The 24,825-nt window shown below is 46.0% G+C and carries 21 protein-coding genes; 10 read left to right on the forward strand and 11 right to left on the reverse strand.

The window, feature by feature from the left end:
• Nucleotides 1-457 (forward strand): ABC transporter ATP-binding protein (locus WD077_00005; GenBank protein MEX0965594.1); only part of this gene is annotated, 457 nt, incomplete at its 5' end.
• Between the two features lie 104 nt (nucleotides 458-561).
• Here WD077_00005 and obgE read toward each other — a convergent pair.
• The 8 genes from obgE to WD077_00045 form a co-directional block, all read right to left on the reverse strand.
• Nucleotides 562-1,560 carry a GTPase ObgE gene (obgE, locus tag WD077_00010; GenBank protein ID MEX0965595.1) on the reverse strand — a complete coding sequence of 333 codons (999 nt, stop codon included), beginning with the start codon at nucleotides 1,558-1,560 and terminating at the stop codon, nucleotides 562-564.
• Between the two features lie 142 nt (nucleotides 1,561-1,702).
• Entirely contained in the window at nucleotides 1,703-2,449 is a 747-nt protein-coding gene (fabG, locus tag WD077_00015) for a 3-oxoacyl-[acyl-carrier-protein] reductase (GenBank protein ID MEX0965596.1), read from the reverse strand.
• Between the two features lie 36 nt (nucleotides 2,450-2,485).
• Complete coding sequence (gene sucD / locus WD077_00020; GenBank protein ID MEX0965597.1) at nucleotides 2,486-3,376, reverse strand: succinate--CoA ligase subunit alpha; 891 nt, start codon at nucleotides 3,374-3,376, stop codon at nucleotides 2,486-2,488.
• 94 nt (nucleotides 3,377-3,470) lie between these two features.
• Nucleotides 3,471-4,535, reverse strand: coding sequence for a recombinase RecA (gene recA / locus WD077_00025; GenBank protein ID MEX0965598.1), 1,065 nt, complete (start codon nucleotides 4,533-4,535; stop codon nucleotides 3,471-3,473).
• Nucleotides 4,536-4,582: 47 nt separating this feature from the next.
• The gene (nth, locus tag WD077_00030) at nucleotides 4,583-5,236 is read right to left on the reverse strand and encodes an endonuclease III (GenBank protein MEX0965599.1); all 654 of its coding nucleotides are present in this window, start codon (nucleotides 5,234-5,236) and stop codon (nucleotides 4,583-4,585) included.
• Nucleotides 5,237-5,312: 76 nt separating this feature from the next.
• Complete coding sequence (locus WD077_00035) at nucleotides 5,313-6,617, reverse strand: T9SS type A sorting domain-containing protein (GenBank protein MEX0965600.1); 1,305 nt, start codon at nucleotides 6,615-6,617, stop codon at nucleotides 5,313-5,315.
• Between the two features lie 107 nt (nucleotides 6,618-6,724).
• Entirely contained in the window at nucleotides 6,725-8,746 is a 2,022-nt protein-coding gene (gene ispG, locus WD077_00040) for a (E)-4-hydroxy-3-methylbut-2-enyl-diphosphate synthase (GenBank protein MEX0965601.1), read from the reverse strand.
• A 65-nt stretch (nucleotides 8,747-8,811) separates the two neighbouring features.
• A complete protein-coding gene (locus WD077_00045; protein ID MEX0965602.1) occupies nucleotides 8,812-9,519 on the reverse strand; it encodes an SDR family oxidoreductase in 708 nt (235 codons plus the stop codon).
• A 63-nt stretch (nucleotides 9,520-9,582) separates the two neighbouring features.
• Here WD077_00045 and WD077_00050 point away from each other — a divergent pair, with 63 nt between their 5' ends.
• The 5 genes from WD077_00050 to WD077_00070 all read left to right on the forward strand — a co-directional run bounded on the left by WD077_00050 (nucleotide 9,583) and on the right by WD077_00070 (nucleotide 17,604).
• Complete coding sequence (locus tag WD077_00050) at nucleotides 9,583-10,320, forward strand: ABC transporter permease (protein ID MEX0965603.1); 738 nt, start codon at nucleotides 9,583-9,585, stop codon at nucleotides 10,318-10,320.
• A 9-nt stretch (nucleotides 10,321-10,329) separates the two neighbouring features.
• The gene (locus WD077_00055) at nucleotides 10,330-11,097 is read left to right on the forward strand and encodes an ATP-binding cassette domain-containing protein (GenBank protein ID MEX0965604.1); all 768 of its coding nucleotides are present in this window, start codon (nucleotides 10,330-10,332) and stop codon (nucleotides 11,095-11,097) included.
• Between the two features lie 3 nt (nucleotides 11,098-11,100).
• Nucleotides 11,101-12,051 carry a phosphoribosylaminoimidazolesuccinocarboxamide synthase gene (locus tag WD077_00060; GenBank protein ID MEX0965605.1) on the forward strand — a complete coding sequence of 317 codons (951 nt, stop codon included), beginning with the start codon at nucleotides 11,101-11,103 and terminating at the stop codon, nucleotides 12,049-12,051.
• A 118-nt stretch (nucleotides 12,052-12,169) separates the two neighbouring features.
• Nucleotides 12,170-16,516, forward strand: coding sequence for a PKD domain-containing protein (locus WD077_00065; GenBank protein MEX0965606.1), 4,347 nt, complete (start codon nucleotides 12,170-12,172; stop codon nucleotides 16,514-16,516).
• A gap of 584 nt (nucleotides 16,517-17,100) precedes the next feature.
• Nucleotides 17,101-17,604 carry an FKBP-type peptidyl-prolyl cis-trans isomerase gene (locus WD077_00070; GenBank protein MEX0965607.1) on the forward strand — a complete coding sequence of 168 codons (504 nt, stop codon included), beginning with the start codon at nucleotides 17,101-17,103 and terminating at the stop codon, nucleotides 17,602-17,604.
• A 120-nt stretch (nucleotides 17,605-17,724) separates the two neighbouring features.
• Here WD077_00070 and WD077_00075 read toward each other — a convergent pair whose 3' ends face one another.
• The 3 genes from WD077_00075 to WD077_00085 all read right to left on the reverse strand — a co-directional run bounded on the left by WD077_00075 (nucleotide 17,725) and on the right by WD077_00085 (nucleotide 20,607).
• Nucleotides 17,725-19,350, reverse strand: coding sequence for a S41 family peptidase (locus WD077_00075; protein MEX0965608.1), 1,626 nt, complete (start codon nucleotides 19,348-19,350; stop codon nucleotides 17,725-17,727).
• A 157-nt stretch (nucleotides 19,351-19,507) separates the two neighbouring features.
• Nucleotides 19,508-19,819 (reverse strand): antibiotic biosynthesis monooxygenase family protein, encoded by a 312-nt coding sequence (locus WD077_00080; protein ID MEX0965609.1) that lies wholly within the window; start codon nucleotides 19,817-19,819, stop codon nucleotides 19,508-19,510.
• Nucleotides 19,816-20,607, reverse strand: a complete 792-nt coding sequence (locus WD077_00085) for an SAM-dependent chlorinase/fluorinase (GenBank protein MEX0965610.1) — start codon at nucleotides 20,605-20,607, stop codon at nucleotides 19,816-19,818. Before WD077_00085 ends, WD077_00080 begins: the two co-directional genes overlap by 4 nt.
• Nucleotides 20,608-20,647: 40 nt before the next feature.
• Between WD077_00085 and WD077_00090 the strand changes: the two genes are divergently transcribed.
• The 4 genes from WD077_00090 (at nucleotide 20,648) to rnr (ending at nucleotide 24,815) form a co-directional block, all read left to right on the forward strand.
• On the forward strand, nucleotides 20,648-21,652 hold the full coding sequence (locus WD077_00090; GenBank protein MEX0965611.1) for a PhoH family protein: 1,005 nt from the start codon (nucleotides 20,648-20,650) through the stop codon (nucleotides 21,650-21,652).
• A 204-nt stretch (nucleotides 21,653-21,856) separates the two neighbouring features.
• Complete coding sequence (locus WD077_00095) at nucleotides 21,857-22,399, forward strand: YceI family protein (protein ID MEX0965612.1); 543 nt, start codon at nucleotides 21,857-21,859, stop codon at nucleotides 22,397-22,399.
• Nucleotides 22,400-22,423: 24 nt separating this feature from the next.
• Nucleotides 22,424-22,606, forward strand: coding sequence for a hypothetical protein (locus WD077_00100; GenBank protein MEX0965613.1), 183 nt, complete (start codon nucleotides 22,424-22,426; stop codon nucleotides 22,604-22,606).
• 7 nt (nucleotides 22,607-22,613) lie between these two features.
• Nucleotides 22,614-24,815, forward strand: a complete 2,202-nt coding sequence (rnr, locus tag WD077_00105) for a ribonuclease R (protein ID MEX0965614.1) — start codon at nucleotides 22,614-22,616, stop codon at nucleotides 24,813-24,815.
• Nucleotides 24,816-24,825 lie beyond the last annotated feature (10 nt).

The following is a 24,825-nucleotide window of genomic DNA, read 5'->3' on the forward strand; positions in this document are numbered from 1 at the left end:
GGAACCTATGCAAGTACACAGGCTGCACAGCAACGCAAGCCAACGCAGGCAGAAAGTAATGGCGCTGTTGGAACGGGTTGGCCTTGAGGCGCGCCAATTTAACCGCTACCCGCACGAGTTCAGCGGAGGGCAGCGCCAGCGAATCTGCATTGCCCGTGCTCTGGCCGTTGAGCCACGATTCATCATTTGCGATGAAAGTGTCTCTGCGCTTGACGTGAGTGTGCAGGCACAGGTTCTGAATCTGCTCAACGAATTGCAGGCGGAGTTTGGACTCACCTATATCTTCATCAGCCATGACCTTTCGGTAGTCAAGTTCATGAGTGACCGCATGATCGTTATGAACCAAGGCAAAATCGAAGAAATAGGCCGGGCTGAAGAAATTTATTATCGCCCGCAGAAGGAATATACAAAGAAGCTGATAGAGGCTATACCTCAGGGTAAGGTGACCGCCCGTTAATTTTCACCCCGCGTGGACCAAATCCTCTTCCGGGCGTATATTTTTTATTCTGATTCATTACAAAGAAAAATTCCCTGGATTCTCCTTTGATACAGATTGCCAAGTCAGGACGGAGAACTGTCATTCATCGTACTCCAGATCATATCCTTGAGATTATCCAGACCTTGTTGCGCCACGGCTGAGATAAAAACATACGGAACATTCGGTAGTTCGGGTATCAGTAGTTTCTTTAGTTCCGCATCCAGCAGATCACTTTTGGTGATGGCCAGCAATCTTTCTTTTAGCAAAAGTTCAGGGTTATACAATTCCAGTTCATTGAGAAGTATAGTATACTCCTCTTTAATATTTGTGGAATCTGCGGGAATGCAAAAAAGCAATACTGAATTCCGCTCGATATGGCGTAAAAAGCGGGTTCCAAGACCTTTGCCTTCATGCGCTCCTTCAATGATCCCGGGAATATCGGCCATTACGAAAGAACGCATATCGCGATAGCTGACGACCCCAAGATTTGGCACCAGTGTAGTGAACGGATAGTTGGCAATTTTTGGCTTAGCCTCAGAAAGTACCGAAAGCAGTGTGGATTTTCCTGCATTAGGAAAACCCACCAAACCTACATCTGCCAGCATCTTCAACTCCAGGATCTTCCATTCCTCTCTTCCAGGTTCTCCGGGCTGGGCATAGCGGGGTGTTTGGTTGGTTGCGCTTTTAAAATGAACATTTCCCAAGCCACCGCGCCCACCAGGCACAAGGATCCTTTCCTCACCATCATCGGTAATTTCAAAATGCTTTTCCCCGGTTTCAGCATCCCGTGCTACTGTCCCCAGCGGCACCTCCAGAATTTCGTCCTCGCCCTCCGCCCCGGTTTTCATAGATCCTCCACCGGAGACGCCCTGTTTGGCGATCACATGTTTCCGGTATTTCAGATGCAGGAGCGTCCATAGCTGCTTATTGCCTTTCAAGATGATATGGCCGCCTCGGCCACCATCTCCTCCATCAGGGCCGCCTCTGGGTACGAACTTCTCACGCCTGAAATGGGCTGAACCTGCCCCCCCCTTCCCGGAGCGGCAACAAATCTTTACGTAATCAATGAAGTTCGTTTCCATTTTATATTAAAATAAAAAGCTCCGGCAGAGGTTGCAGGAGCCTTTGATAGAATTGATTTTATAAATTTTACTGCCTATATTAAAAGTTTGAGTAATTGCCGCTCGTATTTCAAATTCACCTCAACAAATTTCCTTTCCTATATTACATGAGTAAACCACCGTCTACATTGATCACCTGTCCAGTAATGTAAATGGACAGATCAGACGCCAGGAAAAGGGTAAGGTTGGCCACATCTTCTGTGCTGCCGGGGCGTTTTAATGGAATGGCCTGGTTCCATTGTTCCAGCATCTTCTCATCAAGCTGCTCCGTCATTTCTGTCTGAATAAATCCTGGAGCTACTACGTTACATCGGATATTCCGTGATCCCAGTTCCTTGGCCAATGATTTTGAAAATCCAATAATTCCTGCTTTTGAGGCTGAATAATTTGATTGTCCGGGATTTCCATTTATGCCTACAATGGAGCCTATGTTAATGATCGAACCCTTGCGCTGCTTCAGCATCGGCCTCACGATAAACTTTGAGAGATTGAAGATGGACTTCAGGTTGGTATTAATCACTTCGTCCCATTGCGTCTCGTTCATTCGCATCAGCAGGTTATCGCGCGTTATTCCTGCATTATTTATAAGTACATCTACCTGACCGAATTCTTTTATGACCTCATTTACCAAAGCTTCGGCTGCCGCAAAGTCTGAAGCATCCGATTGGTATCCTTTAATTTTATTGCCTTCCTTGCTCAGAAGCGCTTCCAACTCACGGGCCTTGCTTGACGAAGAAAGATAGGTAAATGCGATATGTGCGCCCTGCTTTGCAAAAACTTCCGCTATGCCTCGGCCGATGCCGCGAGATGCTCCTGTAATGAGCACAACTTTGTCCTGCAATAATTTCATTTCCGGGGATTAAAGATTTCAGGTTTGAATATCAGATCAGGCGCTAACCTTTTCTTTCTTTAGCACACGGGCCATCGTTTCGCCTATCAGCGCAGGATTATCTACTACGTGAATTCCGCACTCCCGGAGGATCTTCATTTTTGCAGCGGCAGTATCATCTGATCCTCCCACAATTGCTCCTGCATGTCCCATTGTGCGGCCTTTGGGTGCTGTTTGTCCCGCAATGAATCCCACAACGGGCTTAGTGCCGTTTTCTTTGATCCACTCGGCTGCATTGGCTTCTGCCTGCCCGCCAATTTCTCCGATCAAAATAATGCCTTCCGTATCATCATCTTCCATGAAAAGCTTCACAGCATCCAATATGCTGGTGCCGATAACGGGATCACCGCCCACTCCGATACAGGTGCTTTGCCCGTATCCGGCTTTGGTAACCTGATCCACAGCTTCGTAGGTAAGTGTTCCTGAACGGCTCACGATTCCCACCGTTCCGGGATTATGTATAAAACCGGGCATAATGCCCACTTTCGCTTCTCCGGGTGTAATGATTCCGGGGCAGTTGGGGCCAATTAAACGACTTCCTTTGTGATGAGCCAGGTATTCCTGTACTTTCACCATATCATTTACAGGAATTCCTTCGGTAATGGTAACGATCAGTGCAATTCCTGCATCGGCTGCTTCCATGATTGCATCCGCAGCAAATGCTGGAGGTACAAATATCAATGATACATTGGCTCCCGTTTCATCCACTGCCTCCTGTACCGTATTGAAAACCGGACGGTCAAGATGCTGCTCTCCACCCTTGCCGGGCGTTACGCCACCAACCACATTAGTTCCATATTCAATCATTTGACTTGCATGGAAAGAGCCCTCCTTGCCGGTAAATCCCTGCACTACAACTCTGGAATTTTTATTAACCAATATGCTCATTTGAAGCTGAAATTTTTATTTGAAAAATGATTTAAAAAATGGCCGCGAAGATAGATATTTCGCAGGCGGCTGAAAGAAAAAGGCAGTTGCGGACTTATTTCGCTTTTACCTCCGCGACTGGTTCATCAACCTTTTTGACGCGCCTGGGCTTTACTGTTCTTTCCTTTATTAAGTTCTCTATCTCATCGGTGAGTTCAGGATTATCGAGCAGCAATTGCTTTACGGCATCCCGGCCCTGCCCCAGTTTCGTGTCTTTGTAGCTAAACCAGGAACCGCTCTTATTTATAATATCCAGCTCAACTCCAATATCAATGAGTTCTCCCAGCTTGGAAATTCCTTCCCCGTAAATAATGTCAAATTCTACAACACGGAACGGAGGTGCCACCTTGTTCTTGGCCACCTTCACACGGGTACGGTTTCCTACTATGTCCGTTCCGTCTTTGATGGCTGATATCCTGCGGATGTCAAGCCTCACAGAAGCGTAAAATTTCAGGGCATTGCCACCTGTGGTGGTTTCAGGGTTGCCGAACATAACCCCGATCTTTTCTCTGAGCTGATTAATAAAAATACAAATGCATTGCGTTTTGCTTATAGAGGCCGTGAGTTTCCGCAACGCCTGGCTCATCAGCCGTGCCTGAAGCCCCATTCTGGAATCCCCCATTTCTCCTTCCAGTTCAGCTTTGGGCGTAAGGGCCGCCACAGAATCTATAACCACTACATCAAGGGCTCCGCTACGGATAAGGTGGTCTGCAATTTCCAGCGCCTGTTCACCATCATCAGGCTGTGATATCAGGAGGTTGTCTACATCAATCCCAAGATTTTCAGCATAGAATTTATCGAAGGCATGCTCTGCATCTACAAAAGCTGCCAGCCCGCCCCGCTTCTGTGCCTCGGCAATCGTATGCATCGCCAAGGTTGTTTTCCCGGATGATTCCGGTCCATATATTTCCACAACCCTTCCTCGTGGAAGCCCGCCACAACCGAGCGCAATATCCAACCCCAGAGAACCGGTAGAAATGCTTTCAATTGAGTCAGCGCGGTTGTCACTTAATTTCATGACTACACCCTTTCCATAGCTCTTTTCAAGCTTGTCAATGGTGAGCCGGAGTACTTTCTGCTTTTCAGTAGAATTTGTGTCTAATTTTGAGTCTTTGGCCATCTTATAACAGTATTTTCAGATAAAAAACAAAGGTAGAGAAATGGGGCTTATTGGTTCCCGGGTTTGATGGTTTTGAGATAATATTCGCAAACATCTGTGAGGCCGCATTGCTGGCACAGCGGCCTGCGGGCTTTGCAGATATAGCGGCCATGAAGAATAAGCCAGTGATGGAAGTTGTGCCGCATCGTTTCAGGCACATGTTTGTTAAGCTGATCTTCAACATGCCTGGGGGTTTTGGCGCGCTTCGCCAGCCCAATGCGGTTCGCTACCCTGAAAACGTGTGTATCCACCGGCATGGTGGGTTCATCATATACCACGGAGGCTACTACATTAGCCGTTTTCCGGCCAACGCCCGGCAGCTTTTGCAGCCCTTCTGAGGTGGCCGGAATCTGTCCATTAAAATCATTCATCAGCATTCTCGTCATGTTCACCAGATGCTTGCTCTTATTATTCGGGTAGCTGATGCTCCTGATGAACGGAAACACATCTTCCGGTTCGGCTGCCGCCAAAGCATCAGGCGTGGGGAATGCCTCAAAAAGTGCTGGCGTAACCATATTTACGCGGGAATCAGTGCATTGGGCAGAAAGCATTACTGCAATAAGAAGCTGGAATGGCGAATCATACGTAAGCTCGGTTTCCGGTTCCGGATTATGTTCCTTAAAATATTCGGCAACCCGTGCAAACAGCTCTTTCCTCTTCATAAAGTGTTCGGGAACCACATTAAAAAAGCCTTTCCCCAAAACGAAGAAAGGCTTTTTATAGGATCAAATATTAAAATTAATCGGAAACAGAGAAGCGGTAAGTTTTGCTGTAATTACCCGCTTTCATTGTGTAGAGGTACAACCCCGGTCTCAGGGTAGATGTATTGAACTTCACGCTGTGCTCTCCGCTAGAAAATTTGTCATTTGCAACAGTGCTCATTTTCTGGCCGATCATGTTATAAATTTCTAAGGTCACATCAGCAGAAGAAGTCAGTGCGAAATCAATTGAAATATCATCACCAACCAATACAGGGTTAGGATATGCTTTGCCTAAGGTGGCATTGCTATTCTTTTCCTGAACGCCAACATTCGGTGAGGAGATATGGAAAGCTATTTCAGGGTACTGCCGGGTTACATAAAAGCTTGATGGCGCATAACGGGAACCAAAGTCATCGCCCAATCGGTTTTCACTAAATTGAATTAGGTCCAGCAGCAAGCCATTATTATAAGTTTCAAGGATTGTTTCGTTGTCATCTGCACGACCGCCAAAACGGAAGATATTATGACGTCTGTGTGGAACCGGATTTTCCCAGGGACCAATGGTATCTCCGGGAATGTAGTTAGAGCCGGGCTTGAACGTGATCGTGGCAGCCATCCTGCTTAAATCATCGGCATCAATCGTGAGTGGGGTTATGGCAGTGGTGATATTAGCAAAGGATCCATTGTTAATAGAATGTGTATCCTCAGGTGTTAAAAGAATTTCTATCTCCTGATAGCCAGAGGCATAAGCCAACCCCTGCTTGGTACTTCGATCGTAACGTACAGAAGCAAATCTTTCTTGGGAAGCTGTCCAAGTATACCGGTCTACCCGCTCCATGCCGTATATCTGCAACACGAGGGTATCGGTTACAGTAGCATCAGTTACCCTATCATAAAAATAAAGGAAATCAATAGAATCAACAGTAAAAGGGTTGTACTCACTTAATTGCGGAAGGCCAACTGCACCATATACTTCATCCTTGGGATCAAAAACGGCTCCCACAGAAGTCCAGGTTACGGTATCTAAAATAGGTGTTCCATTATCCATAAATCTCATGACAGCAGAGTCACTTGGAAACATTGCAGGAGCAAACAACCTGGTATTTCCAAAAAGACCATCGATTGATTGTGGAAAGCTATACCAATCCTCAATGCTCTCTTTCTTACGATTTACATCATCCGTGAAATATGGCTTGGGCACAGATAGCGTTCGGTTTGTTCCTTCTTCATTTGGATTCAGTGCCTCTCTGGTATCGGTCGCGGTACCCTTGTTTATTTCGGTTTGCCCTATGGCTCCAAATGCAATGGTTACCATAGTTAAGCTTAGTAATAACTTCTTCATTGTCTTTGAGTTTTAATATTCTTTAATAATCAATTTTTAAGAAAACTGCGGTGCAATTATACTGTTTTTTGACGCAGATTTAGGTAAATTGGTTGCTCTAACAAAAATTATTCCTGCTGAACAGGGGACTGCTGATGCTGCTCCAGCCAGTTACCATCAGCCTTTATCAGCTCAATTAATTCATTTAACGCATTAGCACTGCCAATGTTCCGTTTCACTACTTCCTTGCCGCGATATAATGTAATTTTTCCAGGGCCGGTTCCTACATAGCCGTAATCCGCATCCGCCATCTCGCCCGGTCCATTCACTATACAGCCCATTATGGCAATTTTAACGCCTTTTAGATGGTCTGTTTTCCTGCGGATCATTGCTGTGGTTTCCTGTAAATCGAAAAGCGTTCTGCCACAGGAAGGGCACGAGATATATTCTGTTTTGGATATGCGGGTGCGGCTGGCTTGTAGAATAGTGAACGATGCCCGGTTCAGCATGCGGATCTGCTCCCGATGTTGTGCATCGCTCAGCCCTTCTGATCGCTGCTGCAGCCAGATTCCATTCCCAAATCCATCTATCAGCAGACCGCCTGCATCAGTAGCCGCATTTAACTGGAGTTGCTCTGCATCAATCGGCAAGTAGCTGCATTTTATTACAACAGGAGTTGTGGATCCGGATCTTTGCAGATCAATAAAAAATTTCCTCTGCTCCAGGTAACTTTCTTCTTTTTTGCTTTCTAAAATGAAAACTGCTGGCGCCAATTCCGACACAGCCTGAAGTTTGGCGCGGTTAAGCTCAGTTCCGGTTAACCGGATAAAATTCAATTTCTCCGATCGTACATCAGCCGCCAGGAATTGCTGCAAATCAAATATCGGAAAAGCGTTTTGATGATCCATCTCCCTCCAGGCGGGATACTCACAGATCACCTTCAGGCCGGAAGGAGGCATGAAGCCAAGGGAGCGGGAGCCAACATAAATATAGTCGCACCCCATATCGCCCATATTCCATTTGTCATTCACCGGATCATAGTGATAATCTATCGCTTTCAGGCTCAGCTCATTTATTTGCTGAATTGAACTCAAATCCATAATCACACGGGGCACATTAGAGTCGCCAATGTTTTCAACTTCATCCGTTTGCCGCTTCCAGGTCTCGTAAGGATTATAAAACGATCTCAAAGCATTATAATCTGCATCAGCAGGGATAAACCCACTTACAAAATGCCGTGTACGCATCTCATATCTCTGGGCCAGACTTATCGCTACCGGCACTTCATATTCCGGCTCTTCCGTGAGCGAAACGCGGATGGTGTCACCCAGGCCATCTTCCAGCAAAGTGCCGATGCCCATGGCGGATTTTATTCTCCCGTCTTCACCCTCGCCAGCTTCCGTTACGCCCAGGTGCAGGGGATAGTTCATGCCCTCCTGATTCATCTTTGCCACCAGCAGACGATATGCCTGCACCATAACAATTGGATTGCTGGCTTTCATACTCAGGACAATATCGTTGTAATTCTCATCTTCACATATTCGCAAAAATTCCATAGCTGACTCTACCATTCCAACCGGTGTATCCCCAAAGCGGCTCATGATTCGGTCTGACAGCGAACCGTGATTGGTACCTATGCGCAGGGCCCGGCCATACTCCTTGCATACTTTTACCAGCGGTACAAATCTTTCCCGGATCCTCTCGATTTCCACTTCATATTGCGCATCACTATATTCCAGCACTTCAAACTTTTTCTTATCTGCATAATTGCCGGGGTTCACGCGCACCTTCTCTACATAGCGGGCGGCAATCTCAGCCGCTTTCGGGGTGAAATGTATATCCGCCACCAGCGGAGTTGTATATCCGGCTGCAGTTAGCTTCTTCCGGATTTCCCGGAGGGCTTCTGCCTCCCTTTGGCTGGGAGCGGTGATCCGTACATATTCACATCCGGCATCAATCATTCGTATGCTCTGCGCCACAGTTGCCTCAATATCCAGCGTATTGGTCGTGGTCATGGATTGAATGCGAATGGGATTGTTTCCTCCCAGCGGAATGTCGCCAATATATACTTCGCGGCTTATGCGCTTTTGATACTGATCCGGGCGCTTCACGAAATTGAAGTCCCGGATGTAATCTTCGATTTTGATCATAGAGATGAATAAACCTTCCGTAAGTGCAAATTTCGTGAATAATACAGAAGCCGGTGGATTCTCCTTTATTTAATGTCGCCCTGCATGGGCCTTATCAACACCTCTTCCACCACTGCTGACGGAGACAGTTGCCAGGCGGACCAAATTGTTTCTGCCACATCTTCAGCACTGGCAAAACGTTCGGGTGGAAAATCAGAAGCCGCCCAGGAAGCCGTATAGGTAGCACCCGGCAATACGGAAGTAACTTTTATATTGAATGGCTTCAGTTCCTCCCTGAAAAGCTTGCTCATTCCCAGCAGCGCATGTTTACTGATGCAATAGGCGCCCCCATTTATATAGGCCATAATGCTGGCGGTAGAACAAATATTGAAGATATGCCCTTTTTTCCTTTCCATCATTGTTGGAAGAAGTTTCCGCGTCAGGTAATAGGCACTGTACAGATTGGTGTCCATTGTTTTTTCCAGGGTTCCAGCCTCCTCGGTGTGGAGTTGTCCAGGTATAAAAATCCCGGCATTATTCACTAATACATCCACCGTAGCCCATTTCTCAAGAATAAAATCACCAAAGGCTTCTATTTCTTGTTTAATGGAAACATCGCACTTTTTGTAAATAACTGATGCAGCCCCTGATTCTTCTTTTAATTTTGAAGCTATTTCAGCGAGGTCATTAGTATTGCGGGAGCAAATAGCAATTTGAAATCCTGCTGTTGCAAATTTTACGGCCAGGGCTTTTCCTATTCCTTTTGTTCCACCCGTTATTACAATATTCTTCATCTGAACTTTTTTGATTTTTCCTAATTAGATATTTGCCAAAGTCCCTGGCATTAAACCACACCTATGAATGCATTTACCCACCTGGGCCGATACCTGAAACTCATTGGCACATCCTTCTCAAGACCTGAAAATTGGGAAGTGTATTTTGATAACCTGATTCAGGAAATGAACAAGCAGGGTGTAAACAGCATCGGGATCGTACTGGTTATCTCCGCCTTTATGGGCGCTGTAACCACCGTCCAAACAGCCTATCAGCTTGTGAGTTCACTTATTCCGGCAAGTGTAATCGGATCTGTAGTAAGTGATTCAACTATTCTGGAACTGGCGCCAACGGTAACGAGCCTTGTTCTTGCCGGAAGAATTGGATCCAGCATCGCTACTGAAATCGGGACGATGCGCGTAAGTGAGCAGATAGATGCCCTGGAAGTAATGGGTATCAACTCCGCAAGCTTTTTGGTGCTGCCCAAAATAGTTGCCTGTGTCATCATGATTCCCCTTCTTATCATTATAGCCATGTCAGTGAGCATTACCGGGGGCATCATTGCAGGCGAGCTTTCCGGTATCGTTACCGTAAATGAATTTGTTTACGGAATGCGGGACAGCTTCAGAACGTACACTTTTGTTTTTGCCCTTGTCAAAACCTTCACCTTTGCTTTCGTCATTTCAACAGTTTCGGCCTATCAGGGATATTTCACGAAAGGTGGCGCGCTGGAAGTAGGCCAGGCAAGTACAAAAGCGATTGTGTGGAGCTCACTGCTCATCTTGTTTTTTGATTACTTACTTGCTCAATTGTTCCTTTAATCCAGAATTATGATAGAAGTTAAAGACCTGTATAAAAGCTTTGGTGAGAATGAAGTACTTCGCGGGGTCAATGCTGAGTTCAAACCCGGCAAAGTGAATATAATCATTGGAGCGAGCGGCAGTGGAAAATCCGTCCTCGTCAAGTGCCTGGTCGGCTTGCTGGAACCTGATAAAGGCGCGATTTTATATGACAACCGCGATTTCACCAAAATGGATTACAAGAAACGGAAAGAGATAAGGGAAGAAATTGGGATGCTTTTCCAGGGTTCCGCCCTCTTTGATTCTCTCACGGTAGAGGAAAATGTGATGTTTCCATTAAAAATATTTTCTTCCAAAAGCAAGGAAGAAATGCTGGAGCGGGTGGATACGGTATTAAAACGTGTAAATCTGGAAAATGTGAATCACCTGTACCCGGCAGAAATAAGCGGGGGAATGCAGAAGCGGGTGGGTATAGCCCGCTCTATTGCGCTGGAGATCCGCTACCTTTTTGTGGATGAACCTAACTCAGGGCTGGATCCTGCCACCGCATCAGTGATTGACAATCTGATCCAGGAACTGACAGAAGAAATGAACATTACCACCATAATGAATAGCCACGATATGAATTCCGTATTTGAAGCTGGCGATCATATTCTTTATCTGCACAAAGGAGAAACCTGGTGGACCGGCTCACCTGATGACATTAAAAATTCTGACAATAAGGAACTTCAGGAATTTGTTTTTGCTTCAGAATTCACAAGGCAAATGCATCTTGAAAAAAAATTGAAACCTCACTAAAAGATGCAGATACCCGTTAAGGAAACCCGTTTCCACTTTGCCAACCAAACCGGGAGGATGCACGGAAAAGTGCGGGATATTTATTTTATAGGAGATGATTTTCTCCTGATGATCGCCACAGACCGGATCTCTGCCTTCGATATTATTCTTCCTGAAGCCATTCCATACAAAGGTGAAATCCTCAACCAGATAGCAGCAGCCAACCTGAAAGCTACGCAGGATATCGTACCCAACTGGCTTCTGGAAGTCCCCGATCCCGCGGTTTCCTTTGGCCATCGCTGCGAACCCTTTCCGGTAGAGATGGTGATACGTGGCTATTTGTGTGGCCATGCTTGGCGCGAATACAATAGCGGGAAACGCATTATATGCGGAGTAAAAATGCCGGAAGGAATGCGGCAAAATGATCCCTTTCCTGAGCCGATTATTACCCCCACCATCAAAGCGAAAGAAGGGCATGATGAAGATATTTCGAGCCAGGAAATTATCGCGCAGAAATTGGTTTCGGCAGAAGATTACGCCTTCCTGGAGAAATATACACGAGCGCTTTTCAAAAGAGGAACTAAGCTGGCAAAGAAGAGGGGACTGGTATTGGCTGACACCAAATATGAATTCGGCAAACGGAAAAATATCATCTACCTGATAGATGAAGTACATACTCCGGATTCGTCCCGCTATTTCTATTCCGAGGGCTTTGACAAGAGGCAGAAGGCAGGAGAACCCCAAAAGCAGTTGTCCAAAGAATTTGTGAGAGAGTGGTTGATGGAAAGCGGTTTCAGCGGAAAGGAAAACCAGCAGATGCCCGAAATGACAGACGAAATCGTGCTGATGATCCAAAACCGGTATGTGGAATTATATGAAAAACTGATGGGCGGGAAATTTGAGTTTTCTGACCGGAGCCGCGTTGAGCACAGGCTTGCTGAAAATATTCTTGCTACGATCACACGCTACTATTAATTATATTTTTATGGAATGTAAGGCAACCTGATACTGTTGATTGAGTCCTACTAAGTAACCGCCTTGATTTGTTGCTTATAGATTATATTTGAAATATAATATCTAAAATTCTCAGCCTTTGCGTTCCAGCCTCACTCTTTTGCTTTTCATATTAGCTACTGCGACCGGGCAGGCGCAAACCTGTACCATTAGCGTATCCGCTACAAAAGGCTGCGTTCCACAACCCATACAGTTCAGCGTAGTATATCCCCAGGGAAAAACTCCGCAATCCCATAGCTGGGATTTTGGCAATGGTAGTTCCTCTGTGGATCCAGCCCCTACCCATATTTATCAGGATACAGGTGCTTTCGTTCCTTCCGTGATCATCAATTTTACCGATGGCACAAGTTGTACAGCGACTTACCACGTTCCTATCCTGATTTTTGACAGCCCTGAAGCAGTTATCGTTACACCTGCCACTCAAGCTCTTTGTGCAAATGAACCATTATGTTTTGACGAAAACTCTATTATGGCCAACAGCGGGGCGCCCATTCACCGCTGGAACTGGGTATTCGGAGATGGAGGCGGCTCCTTATTGCCAAAGCCCTGTCATCTGTATTCCGCAAACGGCACATACTCCGTTACGCTGGAAGTAACCGATACCAATGGTTGCCGGAACCTGGTGAGAAAGGATATTACCCTCAAATTCTCTGAGCGATTCAAGCCGGTTTTTGATGTCACCCTAAATGATAGCTGCCCGCTGGAAGCTACACTCATCAATTTGACTGATACCACCGGAATGAAGATCACTAAATTTTTCTGGATATATGGTGATGGAAGCATTGATAGCTGCGACTTCAGCACATCCAATTGCAGCAATCTATGGACAAATACAAAGCATATATACAACAAACCTGGCAACCACTACGTGAAGCTGGTATTTGAGAATGAAATCGGATGCCGTGATACTACCAGGCATCCATTTCCTATATTTTTTCAACCGCCCATTTTTGATATTACCGCGTTCCCATCCGGGACTATGTGTTTTGATGGGCCTCCGCTTGTGCAGTTCAATCAGCCGGTAGGCCCACTGGACTTTAGCATCAAATGGAACTTTGGCGACCCTGGCAGTCTCGAATCCAACGAAATCAGAGATGACTATGAACCTTCTCACCTTTTTTCCGAACCGGGAAGTTTCGACATATATTTAAAGATAAAGTCCGCAGGCTGTATAAAAGATACCACCTACTGCGGAATGGTGAATATTACCGGTCCTCTGGCCTTGATCAACTATCCGCCACCGGCTTCCCGAAACAGCTACCGCTCTCCGCAACCATTTCCAACTGGCGGATGGCCTCAAACAATTGACAACTGCCTCGATTCCGTAGTGCATTACAGCACACTGGATACGGTATTTAAACCTGGCGGGAACCGAGTGGAGATATTTTGCAACGCGGATACAGCAAACAAAACCATCACTAAAACACGTATTTGCGGCCTTGACACACTGTATGAATATGGCATCATGCTTAAACCTTCATCTGTGGTTTTCAGAGATACCACTGAAATTGTAGAAACAAAAAAAACATGGATCATGGGGCAGCCTTTGCCTTCAGGCCAGGTATTTCAGCAATCCACCGGCTTTTATAATCCGCAGAATATACATGACAGTGACTTGTATAGCTGCACAGCACCCAATTGGGTACACTTCGTAAATAACACGGTTAAGCACCGGGGATACAAGGCAATGGATGATATACCACCAGGATTTCCTGATGTCTGTAAAAACCCCAGCTATGGCAGTGCCAGCGACAGCCTCATCTATTTCTGGGATTTTGACGAAGGAACCTCTGACACCTCCACGGAGGCTAATCCTGATGAGCGCGCGCGGTATTCCACCAGAAAAGTTCCGGTACATAAATACGTGGATCCGGGATGCTATGCGGCCAGGCTCACGGTGATTGATACTGTAGCAGGCTGCACCAGTGCCGTTTCACAGCCCCTCACCATTGGCCCGGCAGATGCCGGTTGGGCTCCCGAATTCGATACCATTCAACACATGACCCACGAAAAGCAAAAAGAACTGGAAGGACTCGGCTTCAGAAGAGGAATGATCCTAAACGGACCCAATTGCGTTGATGAGAGGCAAAAACTCAATCTCTCGGAAATATTGCCGATTTGCGAAGCCGAAGACTACTGGGTGGTTTTTGATTCCGCTGACCATAAAGCTGACACATGCGGAAGCCGGCTTCTGCCAACGCACGATTGGATCGGCAAGGACATGCTGGAAGTGAGCGATTATACGCACATATATCATACGCCTGGCTGGAAAACCATAGGGTTTGTAGTGAAGAATGGCGATTGCATTGATACTGCATGGTATCATAATTATAAATACATCCACGGCTTTGACCCAACGCTTAACCTGAATCCCAAAAATGGTTGTCCCGGAGATACCTTCCGGATTTCTCCAAGGGATAAGCTACAACCGGGGATCAAATTATTTATCCTTGATTACTTCTACCAGGCCGGACCTTCTTCCAGTATTGATACGCTGAAAAGCGATACTCTTTCTTTCAGAATTATAAACGGGGATACTATAACGACTTCAGTGCATGACATTACGCTGGACATCAATGATCCTGATACCGTCAATGGCCTGCTTGATACAGTACTGTTCAGCCATGACCGCACAGGAGTTTTCACTGTCCGAACAAGGATCATTTCACGTTTCGGGTGTAATATTTCCGAAGACCGGAAATTCTTTATAGGCCATAACGCCACGATCATTCCGGGCGATACCGTTGTCTGCATTGGGGACAGCGTGCTTTTTACACCCAGAGTGAATTATTACACCTTTAATAAAGACAGCAATGTAGTTCTGGAAAACAGGCTTTTCTGGTTCAACCCAATCGGGCTCAGGAACGGGCGTGTTCCAGATATTGTGGAAGAAATAAAATGGGATCTGGATGGCGACAGCATTCCTGATGATTCCATCTATACACCGACCTTTAAATATGATAGCATCGGGAGCTATACTATCAGGGTTTTTACGAAAGACAGTTCAGGTTGTGACTGGCAGGTAAAGGAACTGAAGGATTTTATAAAAGTAGTAGGTGTTTCGGCAAGCTTTACCGTGGACAGCCCCGGAGCCACCCGCATCTGCGCTCCGCAAATAATCAGCTTTACAGATAATTCCACCATACAGTTGCCAGAGTCCGGCCTTGACAGCATCGTGGAATATGAGTGGGATTTCGGGGATGGCAGCGCACCGCTGCTGAAGACTGACAGCACGGGGAAAAAGGTGTCTCACGTGTTTCTGCATAATGGCGAGTTTACTGTGACACTTACCGTAAGGTTATTTAACAGCAACCGGGGCGGGCCGGGATGCACCAGTACCTTCACCCGCAAAGTAACCATTCAGGGGCCTACTCCCCGCTTTAAGATTATTGGGGATAGCAGCGGATGCTTTCCCTTCACCGTAACCGTAGTGGATTTTTCCACAAATGGATCCGTGAAGGAGTGGAAACTTGGCGATGGCCGAACCTATCAACCTAAAGCAGGAGAAGATACGCTCACCTTTACTTACGGCACTCCCGGTGTTTATTGCCTCGAATTATTTGCCGGAGACAGCGTGAGAGATGATAATGATTCGATCATTTACTGCACAGACTTTTATCCGTTTAATGGGTGCGACATACAGGTTACCGTGTTGCCTCCAAATGAAGCAGGCCTGATCGCTGACGAGATCGTGTGCGTAAATTTTCCAGTGGAATTCAGAGATGCCTCAGATACAAGCTATTCTGAATACAGCATAGATTACGGGGATGGAAATACTGACAGCAACAGCACCGGTAACTTTGAGCATGTGTATAATGACACAGGAACGTATATCATAAATTATTACCCCACAGGAGCGTCCTGCAATCTTACCGTACAAAGGCAAGTGAAAGTGGTGGATGTTCTCGCCTTTTTTACAATAGATTCCCTGAAAAGCGAAATGCCAATGTTCACGTTCAAAAATGAATCAAAGAATGCCAACAGCTTTGTCTGGACGGTTGATGATGGCAGCGCTCCGGTAACGTTTGATCACATGGGGGATTTCTTCCATTCATTCCAGGAAGCCGGAGAAATAGAGGTGTGCCTCCTGGCCACAAATGCGCAGGAATGTGTAGATACTTTCTGCCGCACCATTCTCATAGACATAGATCTCTTCATTCCGAATGTTTTCACCCCTGGCAATAATGATGGCTACAACGATAATTTCGTTGTCCGGATTAAAGGCCACACCTATTATCACCTGAAAATCTATAACCGCTGGGGCGAAAAGGTATTTGAAAGCAACGACAGCGAATACACCTGGAATGGCCGGATGAAGAATGATGGCCAGGAATTGCCGGCAGGAGGATATTACTTTCTGTTCAACTATTCGCACCTGGGCGGCACGATACAAAAAGTAACCGGAACAGTGACCCTGATCAGGTAATAGCCGTTTTCAGCCTGGAGGGAATAGCAGGCCTAATGATCACAAAAAATGCGAATGCCTCACAAAGCCATGTCTTGTGAGGCATTCGCATAACATACGTCCGGAATCCGCCCGGAGATATAGGAAATTAATTAAACTGTAACTGTCAAGAATATATTATTTTGTACCGCTATGAGCTGCAAATGTATCAAATATATATCATTTTATTGCGCAAAAATTTTCCTGATTGTTGATGATTTTTTGATGCAAGAGCTATAAGCATACTATTTACAGCAATATAGAGGACTTTTCAATCATTCAATTCCTACATGCCGGGAAACAATTTTATATTTTGCCTTGCTTCAAGAAATATAGTTTGGGACAAACAAGAAAGGCGGGTCCGCACGATGCTTTTCCTGCATGCCACAAATATTGAAAGCATCAAAAAAAACCTGCTCCCACCTCGTTCAGACATCTTTCCCTGTCATGATTTCGTGCAATTCTTTGAACCTAAACCGGCACTAATTGCTTCATTATATTGACGGGCAACAGGGATTCCCTTAATTTCCCGGTTTTTTAATTTTGTTCACATAAAATCAATAGCAATGAATATTTCAAATGAAAAAGTAGTTTCCTTGTGGTACGAACTGCATTTGAATGATGAAAAGGGAGAGCTTGTAGAGAAGGTGGAGCCGGAAAATCCTTTTACATTTTTGTATGGTGCGGGAAATCTGGTGCCAAAATTTGAAGACGAATTGAAAGGCCTTAAGGAAGGGGACGCGTTCGATTTTCCACTGAACAGCGATGAGGCTTATGGCCCTGTAAAAGAGGAAGCCATTGTTGATCTTCCGCGTGAAATCTTTTCTTTGGATGGCAAGCAACCGGAAGAAGTGATCAAGGAAGGCGATGTTGTCCCAATGCAGGATGAAGCCGGCAACAAGCTGCAGGGCCGGGTGCTGGAACTTGGAGAAAGCATAAAAATGGATTTCAACCATCCGCTGGCTGGCCAGGACCTCTATTTTAAAGGAAAAGTGCTTGAGGTGCGGGAGGCATCACAGGAGGAACTGGAACATAAACATGCACATGGGCCAGGCGGCCATAAAGAATAAATTTATCTTACTATATAACATTAACCAAAAAGGCAGAACGCAGATGTTCTGCCTTTTTGATTAATGAAGAACCTAGGAAACAATTGCTTTGTACCGCAGGCATTATTTATATCGCCCAGATTAATTTTCCCGAATTCCCAGCGCTCTGAAATCATCCTTCTGGATAATTTTTATAGCCTCGTTGTAAGCCTTGTTTTGCCGGTTAATGACTTTATAGAATCCCTCATTCCGCCAATATTGCCTGGCGATCAGTGCTTTTATCTGAGCCTTCAAAACATCCTTAGAGAGTTCATATTGTGATAAATTAAATTCCACATCCTCTGCTGATGCGAACCGGGTAAAGTCATTCATTATAGCTTCTGTCAGTTCAAAGCCACTGATAAACTCATCCAGCGTGCTGTAGTTCTCTTCCAGTTGTTGCCGGTTACGGTCGCTGTAATTCAGGGCATATTGGTTTACCAGCCCTTTGCCCACCACTTCAGCCAGGTAGCTGGTATTGTCTGATGTATCCAGGGGTACAAAAACATCCGGCATAATGCCGCCACCGCCAAAAACCGTTCGGCCTCCGGAAGTAGTATATTTAAGGGAATCCGCAAATACGATACTGTCAGGATTGGTAAACTCGCCATGCTCGAATCTGCGTTCCAACTCATCTTGGTAAGATTCAATTCCGTGGGAGTAAGGCTTCTGGATGCTGCGCCCGGCAGGCGTATAGTACCGGGCCACCGTCAGCCTCATCCCGCTTCCGTCTGCAAACAGGTAAGGCTCCTGCACCAGCCCTTTGCCGAATGATCTCCGGCCTATGATCACTGCGCGGTCCCAGTCCTGCACTGCACCGGATACGATCTCACTGGCTGAAGCGGATCCCTCGTCTATCAGTACTGTTAACTTTCCAAGCTCAAAACTGCCCTTGCTTGTAGCATTATAGGTCTGGCGCGGCTTTGCACGTCCTTCAGTGTATACCACCAGCTTGTCCTCCGGAAGAAATTCATCTGCCAGGTTTATTGCCGCATTCAGGTAGCCGCCAGGGTTTCCGCGCAGATCCAGGATCAATGACTCCATGCCTTTACCTTTCAGCTCCTTCATGGCATCATCAAACTCCGCTAAGGTAGTTCTGCTGAACCGGCTTATTTTAATATATCCTACTGATGGAGCCGCCATATAAGAGGCGTCCACACTATAAATTGGAATTTTATCCCTTGTAATTTTATATTCAATTTCCTCTCTGGCGGAAGGACGATAAATGGTGATATTTACCTGGGTTCCTTTATTACCTCTCAGCTTGCCTATCACGTCTTCATTGCTGATCTCCTCTCCTGCGACACTTGTATTCTCAATCTTTATGATCTTGTCACCTGCACGAATTCCTAACGCTTCCGAAGGGCCTCCGGCTATGGGCGATACCACAACAATCGTATCGTTGAGTATATTAAATTCAATTCCGATCCCTTCAAAGTTTCCCTCCAGCGGTTCATTAATTTCCTGAAGGTCCTTTGCAGGAATATAGGCTGAATGCGGATCCAGATGTTCCAGCATTCCGCGAATGGCCTCTTCAGCCATCTCCTCCTCATTAAGGGTATCAACATAAGAGCCTGTAATATATTTCCAGGCATCTTCCAGCTTAGCTGAAGGCTTCTTGTACTTACCCGGTTCCACCCCGGGATTGAAGCGCGCACCGATAAACATTCCTAACGCGATCAGCAGCCCTACCATCAATGGATAGGTATAATTATATTTTCTTCTCATCTAAAAATAATTTTAAAAATTGCCGGTGATACTTCCATCCGATCTTCTTTCCTAGTCAAGAATTTCTTTTGGTCTTATTTCCGATATTAACGCAGAATTTCAGGAATTTGATTCTTCAGTTCTTAATTACTCGTCTTTATTTCATATTCTCCTGAGTTCATTCGGTATCCGGTTCTCCAGCGGTTGTAACCTGTTCTACACTCCATGCCTCAGCCTTCGCTGAAAAAAGCACTTTAGTTCTGGCCCATGTAGTTTTGAACAGTTCTGAATACCGGTAATGGTCAAGGTCCGCTTCGGAATTCCAATGACTGTAAGTAAAAAGAATATTTCCGGAAGCAGTCTGCCGCCACAGTTCCAGATGTTGGCAACCCCGCATTGCCAAAATCAGTGCCTGTGAGTTATCAAATATTTCCTGAAACGCTTTCACCTTCTCCGGTTGAAAGGTCATTTTAACAATTCTGATGATCATTGAAATTCAATTAATATAGTGCGTCCGGCTTCTAGCCCCAGCAGGCCCGAAGCATTTCCCTTGTTTATCGCAATCTCCAGGTGGCCGGTACTGTTAAAGAGACAAAGCTTTTCTCCCTCCGGTACCTCCGCGTAATGCGTGTTAAATTCAGTGAATGTATCATTTCGGCTGAAGTACATTGCAAATCTGCGTTCTTTTCTCACGCGCTCAATATGCTCCAGCCGGATGTTGGTGATGGCATTGCCATAATTATCTATATAGATCACAGTGCCCCGAACCAGATCGCGCTGGATAATAGGGCTCAAATGCGCCTTTCGGTCGAAATCATTCCAGCGCTCTCCCAGCTCTTCTGGCTTTGCTCCCTTCAGCAACCGGCAAGCTGCAGGCGCCATAATCTCCCGCAGCGGAAAGTTGGAATGCGACTGCTCCCCCAGATCAAGCTTTATCACAAGCTCCGGCTCATCCTTCAGCACCAAAGAAATAAGTCCGTTATCACGAAGAATAAAAAGGTGCTCCCCGCTCTTTACCAAAATAAAATTCTCGCTGTTATCAGAATTGCTTTCCACACTCACCAGATGGATGGTTCCTGACGGAAATTCCCGGTAGCAATTGCCCAGGATAAAAGATGCCTCTGCCAGGTTGAACGGGGGAATCTGGTGTGAAATATCTGCTATATTTGCTCCGATTGCCTGCGCCAGAAGATAGCCTTTTACGGCTGCCACATAATGGTCTTTCAAACCGAGATCAGTGGTAAGGGTGATGACAGGCATAGCGTGAAAAGGTGGCAAAATTAATTTGATTTTGACGCAAACCTAAATAAGCAATAATTTGAGTGAAACACGAATTCGCTTAGACGAAGTACATCCTGTAGAGATACTAGGCATTAATAACGAAAGGCTGAAGCTCCTTCAGCAGCAATTTCCCAAACTCATAATTCTGGCACGCGGCAATGAGATCATCCTCAAAGGAGATGATGACGAAATGCTGCGCCTGCACGAAAAGATCAGGCGGATGATCCAATACGTTTCGCGCTACCAAAACCTGCCGGAGCCTGCCCTGAGCAACATCCTCGAAACCAATACTAAGCCCGGAGCCAGCAAAGCACCGGCACCGGTACATGAAGAAGGGTTTCTGCTCGTGGGAAATGAAGGCGCTGTGATAAAAGCCAAAACGCCCAACCAGCACAGGCTGGTAACGGCTTCAGAAAATGACGATATTGTTTTTGCCGTAGGCCCGGCTGGTACCGGTAAAACTTACACTTCCGTGGCAATTGCGGTCAGGGCTCTCAAAAACAAGCAGGTGAAGCGTATCGTGCTGACCCGTCCTGCGGTTGAAGCCGGAGAAAATCTGGGATTCCTGCCCGGAGATCTGAAAGAAAAAATTGACCCCTACCTGCGTCCGCTCTACGATGCACTGGATGATATGATCCCACCTGAGAAACTCCGGCAGTATATGGAGCATCGCATAATTGAAGTCGCACCTCTTGCCTTTATGCGGGGCCGGACGCTCAACCACGCCTACGTTATTTTGGATGAAGCGCAAAACACCACCCCTTCGCAAATCAAAATGTTCCTGACGCGGATGGGGCCACAGGCTAAATTTATCATTACCGGAGACCTTACGCAGATTGATCTTCCCCGCCATCAGAAATCGGGTTTGATCTCGGCAATTGATACGCTACGGGATATCGAGGGAATTTCTGTCATAAGGCTTACCACAGTAGACGTGATCCGCCACCGCCTTGTCAAGGATATAATTACGGCTTATGAACGAGAGGATGAAATGAATAAAGGGCCAAAAGATCCACCACCCCATCCGGATGCGGTCCTTTAACCCATTCCTGGCTTCTTCGATAAAACTATTGTAGAAGCCCCCTGACTTTTCGTTCATCAGGTTATATTTCCATTTCGTCATAAACTTCTCGTTCCGATCTATAATATCCCGCGATCAAAACAATCCCACTCGTTTATATGTATATACATGTAATTTGCCCGGTATTACCACGGGGAATTCATTTCATTTAAAAATCAAATAGTTATGAGCACAGACAACCGCACAAAATGGGAAGTAGACCCCAGCCACAGCGAAGTACAGTTTAAGGCCAAGCACCTCGTAATCTCCACCGTTACCGGCACCTTTAAGTCATTCAATGGCGAGATGTATACGGAAGGCGACAAACTTGATAATGCTACGGTAAATTTTACCATTGATGTAAAAAGCCTCGACACAAATGCCTCTGACCGGGACAATCACCTGAAGTCAGACGATTTCTTTAATGCCGAAAAACATCCTCAGATTAAATTCAGGGATGGCATATTGAAGCAGGTAAAGGGAGATGAGTATAAATTAAAAGGCAAACTCACCATTCGCGAAACCACCAAAGATGTGGAGCTTGACGTAGAGCATGGCGGCATGGTCACAGATCCTTATGGACAGAAGAAAGCCGGATTTGAGGTGAACGGAAGCATAAACCGGAAAGAATATGGCTTGCAATGGAATGCCGTTACTGAAGCCGGAAGTGTGGTGGTAGGAGATACGATTAAGATGCATATAAACGTGCAGCTTGTGCAGAAGGATTAACGCTTCAACATTTAGCTGATTTATATGAAGAGACGCCATGCAGTTAGCCCAAACTGCCAGCGTCTCTTTTTTTGTCCTGGAATTTCATTTGTTTCAGGCAAAACGATGGAGCACTGGGTAGTGCTATTGGCTTATGGCAATCCCGGCCTTTCTATCCGGATATTCCAGAACAATCATTCCAGCTATTACTTTTACATTCTGAAATAAGAAGTAAATGACAAAGAAAAAAGGCAAAGGAAAGATGCCGGTGGATACACAGGAACTGCGCAAGGACGCACTGGATTTCCTGAAAGACCATGAAGACAGGCAATACAATTATAAGCAGCTTGCAAAGCAACTGGGCCTCACAGACGATCATGAACGCGAGGCACTGCTGGAGGTGATGCAGGATTTGAATGAAGAAGGATACCTTGAAGAAGAAAAGCGTGGCAGCTTCAGGCACGTGCCTGAATCGCAGTTCATTGAAGGCGTGGTGGACATGACAAAGAGCGGCTCCGCTTTTATCGTTTCAGAGGAGACGGAAGATGATACTTTCGTGCAGCAAAAATTGCTGAATACTGCCTTGCATGGCGATCAGGTGCGGGTGCTGCTCTATGCCCGCAGGCGCAACAAAAAACCGGAAGGCGAGGTAGTAGAAGTGCTGAAACGCCACAAGGAAGAATTTGTAGGTACGTTGGAAGTTCAGGAGAAATTTGCTTTCCTGGTTCCTGACAGCCGCAGAATGCCGGTTGATATATTTATCCCCATGCGAAATTTGGGTGAAGGAAAGAATGGCGATAAAGCGATAGTGAAGATCACAGAGTATTCCGCACACAGCAAAAACCCTGTAGGGAAGGTGGTAACCATTCTTGGGGCAGCAGGCTTGCACTCAACGGAGATGAATGCCATCATTGCCGAATTTGACCTGCCCACTACTTTTCCGGAAAATGTAGTACAGGATGCCGCAAAGATCCCTGGTGAGATAACAGCCAAAGACGTCAGCGCAAGGAGAGACTTGCGGCCAATCACAACCTTTACAATAGACCCGGACGATGCAAAAGACTTTGACGATGCGCTGTCAATCCGAAAACTGGAGAGTGGAAGGTGGGAGATCGGAGTGCATATCGCGGACGTAACGCACTACGTGAAACCAGTAACTGCCCTGGATAAAGAGGCATTTGAACGGGCCACTTCCGTTTACCTTGTAGATCGAGTTATTCCCATGTTACCGGAGCGGCTGAGCAATGAACTGTGCTCCTTAAGACCCAACGAGGACAAGCTTACTTTTTCTGTATTGGTAGAAATGGATGAGGACGGAAACGTGAAAAAGGAATGGTTTGGCAAAACGATTATCCACAGCGATAAGCGTTTTTCTTACGAAGATGCCCAGGAACGGCTTGAGACCGGTAAAGGTGAATTTGCGGAGGAACTGCTTACGCTGAATCAACTCGCTTATAAACTTCGTGAAAGGAAATTTGAAGGAGGAGCTTTATCCTTTGAAACTGCCGAGGTAAAATTCCGGCTGGATGAAAATGGTAAACCGCTGGAAGTAATCCCAAAAGTGAGAAAAGATGCGCATAAACTGATTGAAGATTTTATGTTACTGGCCAACCGGAAAGTGGCTGAATTTATTTTCAAAAAAGACCAGAAAACGAGCAACCGCCCTTTCGTTTACCGCCATCACGATTTTCCACCTGACGATAAGTTAAAATCTTTTGCAAAGGTCGCAGCCCGGTTCGGACATAAAATTGACACCAAAAATCAAAAAGCCCTTAGCCGCTCATTCAACCAACTGCTGGAAAAAGTAGAAGGAAGGCCGGAGCAGAACATGCTTCAGTCTCTCGCCATTCGCAGCATGAGCAAGGCATTTTATACCACAGAGAAAAGCAGCCATTATGGGCTTGCCTTCGATTACTACACTCACTTTACCTCACCCATCAGGCGATTTCCTGACATGATCGCCCACCGCCTCCTGGAGCATTACCTGCTAAACAGCAAGCTGGAAATCAGGCAGGAAGAAATAGAAGAGCAATGCAAGCACAGCAGCGAAATGGAAGTTCGTGCAGCGGAGGCTGAGCGCGCCAGCATTAAATATAAGCAGGTAGAATATATGAGCGAGCGCATCGGAGAGGAGTTTGACGGCATCATCTCAGGCGTTACCGAATGGGGAATTTATGTAGAAATGAAACCCAGTGCCTGTGAGGGTATGATCCGCCTCAGCGAACTGAGCGATGATTACTATTCTCTTGACGAAGAAAGTTACCGGATTGTGGGTAATAACACCGGCAAATTTTATCAGCTCGGTGATCCGCTAAAAGTTATCGTGGTGAATACCAATCTGCAGGAAAGAAATATAGATCTGCAAATTGCAGGGGAAAATCCATCAAAGAGAACAGAAAGGCCTAACAGGCGCGAGAGGAAGGGCAAACGAAAATAATTCCTGTAAT

The organism is Bacteroidia bacterium (assembly GCA_040880525.1).
Taxonomy (GTDB): Bacteria; Bacteroidota; Bacteroidia; order CAILMK01; family JBBDIG01; genus JBBDIG01.

Excerpts from the sequence above, each read along its gene's own strand:
- WD077_00100 (MEX0965613.1), top strand. The coding sequence starts at position 22,424 with ATGAAGAGACGCCATGCAGTTAGCCCAAACTGCCAGCGTCTCTTTTTT.
- WD077_00070 (MEX0965607.1), top strand. The coding sequence starts at position 17,101 with ATGAATATTTCAAATGAAAAAGTAGTTTCCTTGTGGTACGAACTGCAT.
- WD077_00095 (MEX0965612.1), top strand. The coding sequence starts at position 21,857 with ATGAGCACAGACAACCGCACAAAATGGGAAGTAGACCCCAGCCACAGC.
- recA (MEX0965598.1), bottom strand. The coding sequence starts at position 4,535 with ATGGCCAAAGACTCAAAATTAGACACAAATTCTACTGAAAAGCAGAAA.
- fabG (MEX0965596.1), bottom strand. The coding sequence starts at position 2,449 with ATGAAATTATTGCAGGACAAAGTTGTGCTCATTACAGGAGCATCTCGC.
- WD077_00035 (MEX0965600.1), bottom strand. The coding sequence starts at position 6,617 with ATGAAGAAGTTATTACTAAGCTTAACTATGGTAACCATTGCATTTGGA.
- obgE (MEX0965595.1), bottom strand. The coding sequence starts at position 1,560 with ATGGAAACGAACTTCATTGATTACGTAAAGATTTGTTGCCGCTCCGGG.
- WD077_00060 (MEX0965605.1), top strand. The coding sequence starts at position 11,101 with ATGCAGATACCCGTTAAGGAAACCCGTTTCCACTTTGCCAACCAAACC.
- WD077_00050 (MEX0965603.1), top strand. The coding sequence starts at position 9,583 with ATGAATGCATTTACCCACCTGGGCCGATACCTGAAACTCATTGGCACA.
- WD077_00045 (MEX0965602.1), bottom strand. The coding sequence starts at position 9,519 with ATGAAGAATATTGTAATAACGGGTGGAACAAAAGGAATAGGAAAAGCC.
- WD077_00075 (MEX0965608.1), bottom strand. The coding sequence starts at position 19,350 with ATGAGAAGAAAATATAATTATACCTATCCATTGATGGTAGGGCTGCTG.
- nth (MEX0965599.1), bottom strand. The coding sequence starts at position 5,236 with ATGAAGAGGAAAGAGCTGTTTGCACGGGTTGCCGAATATTTTAAGGAA.
- ispG (MEX0965601.1), bottom strand. The coding sequence starts at position 8,746 with ATGATCAAAATCGAAGATTACATCCGGGACTTCAATTTCGTGAAGCGC.
- WD077_00080 (MEX0965609.1), bottom strand. The coding sequence starts at position 19,819 with ATGATCATCAGAATTGTTAAAATGACCTTTCAACCGGAGAAGGTGAAA.
- sucD (MEX0965597.1), bottom strand. The coding sequence starts at position 3,376 with ATGAGCATATTGGTTAATAAAAATTCCAGAGTTGTAGTGCAGGGATTT.
- WD077_00055 (MEX0965604.1), top strand. The coding sequence starts at position 10,330 with ATGATAGAAGTTAAAGACCTGTATAAAAGCTTTGGTGAGAATGAAGTA.
- rnr (MEX0965614.1), top strand. The coding sequence starts at position 22,614 with ATGACAAAGAAAAAAGGCAAAGGAAAGATGCCGGTGGATACACAGGAA.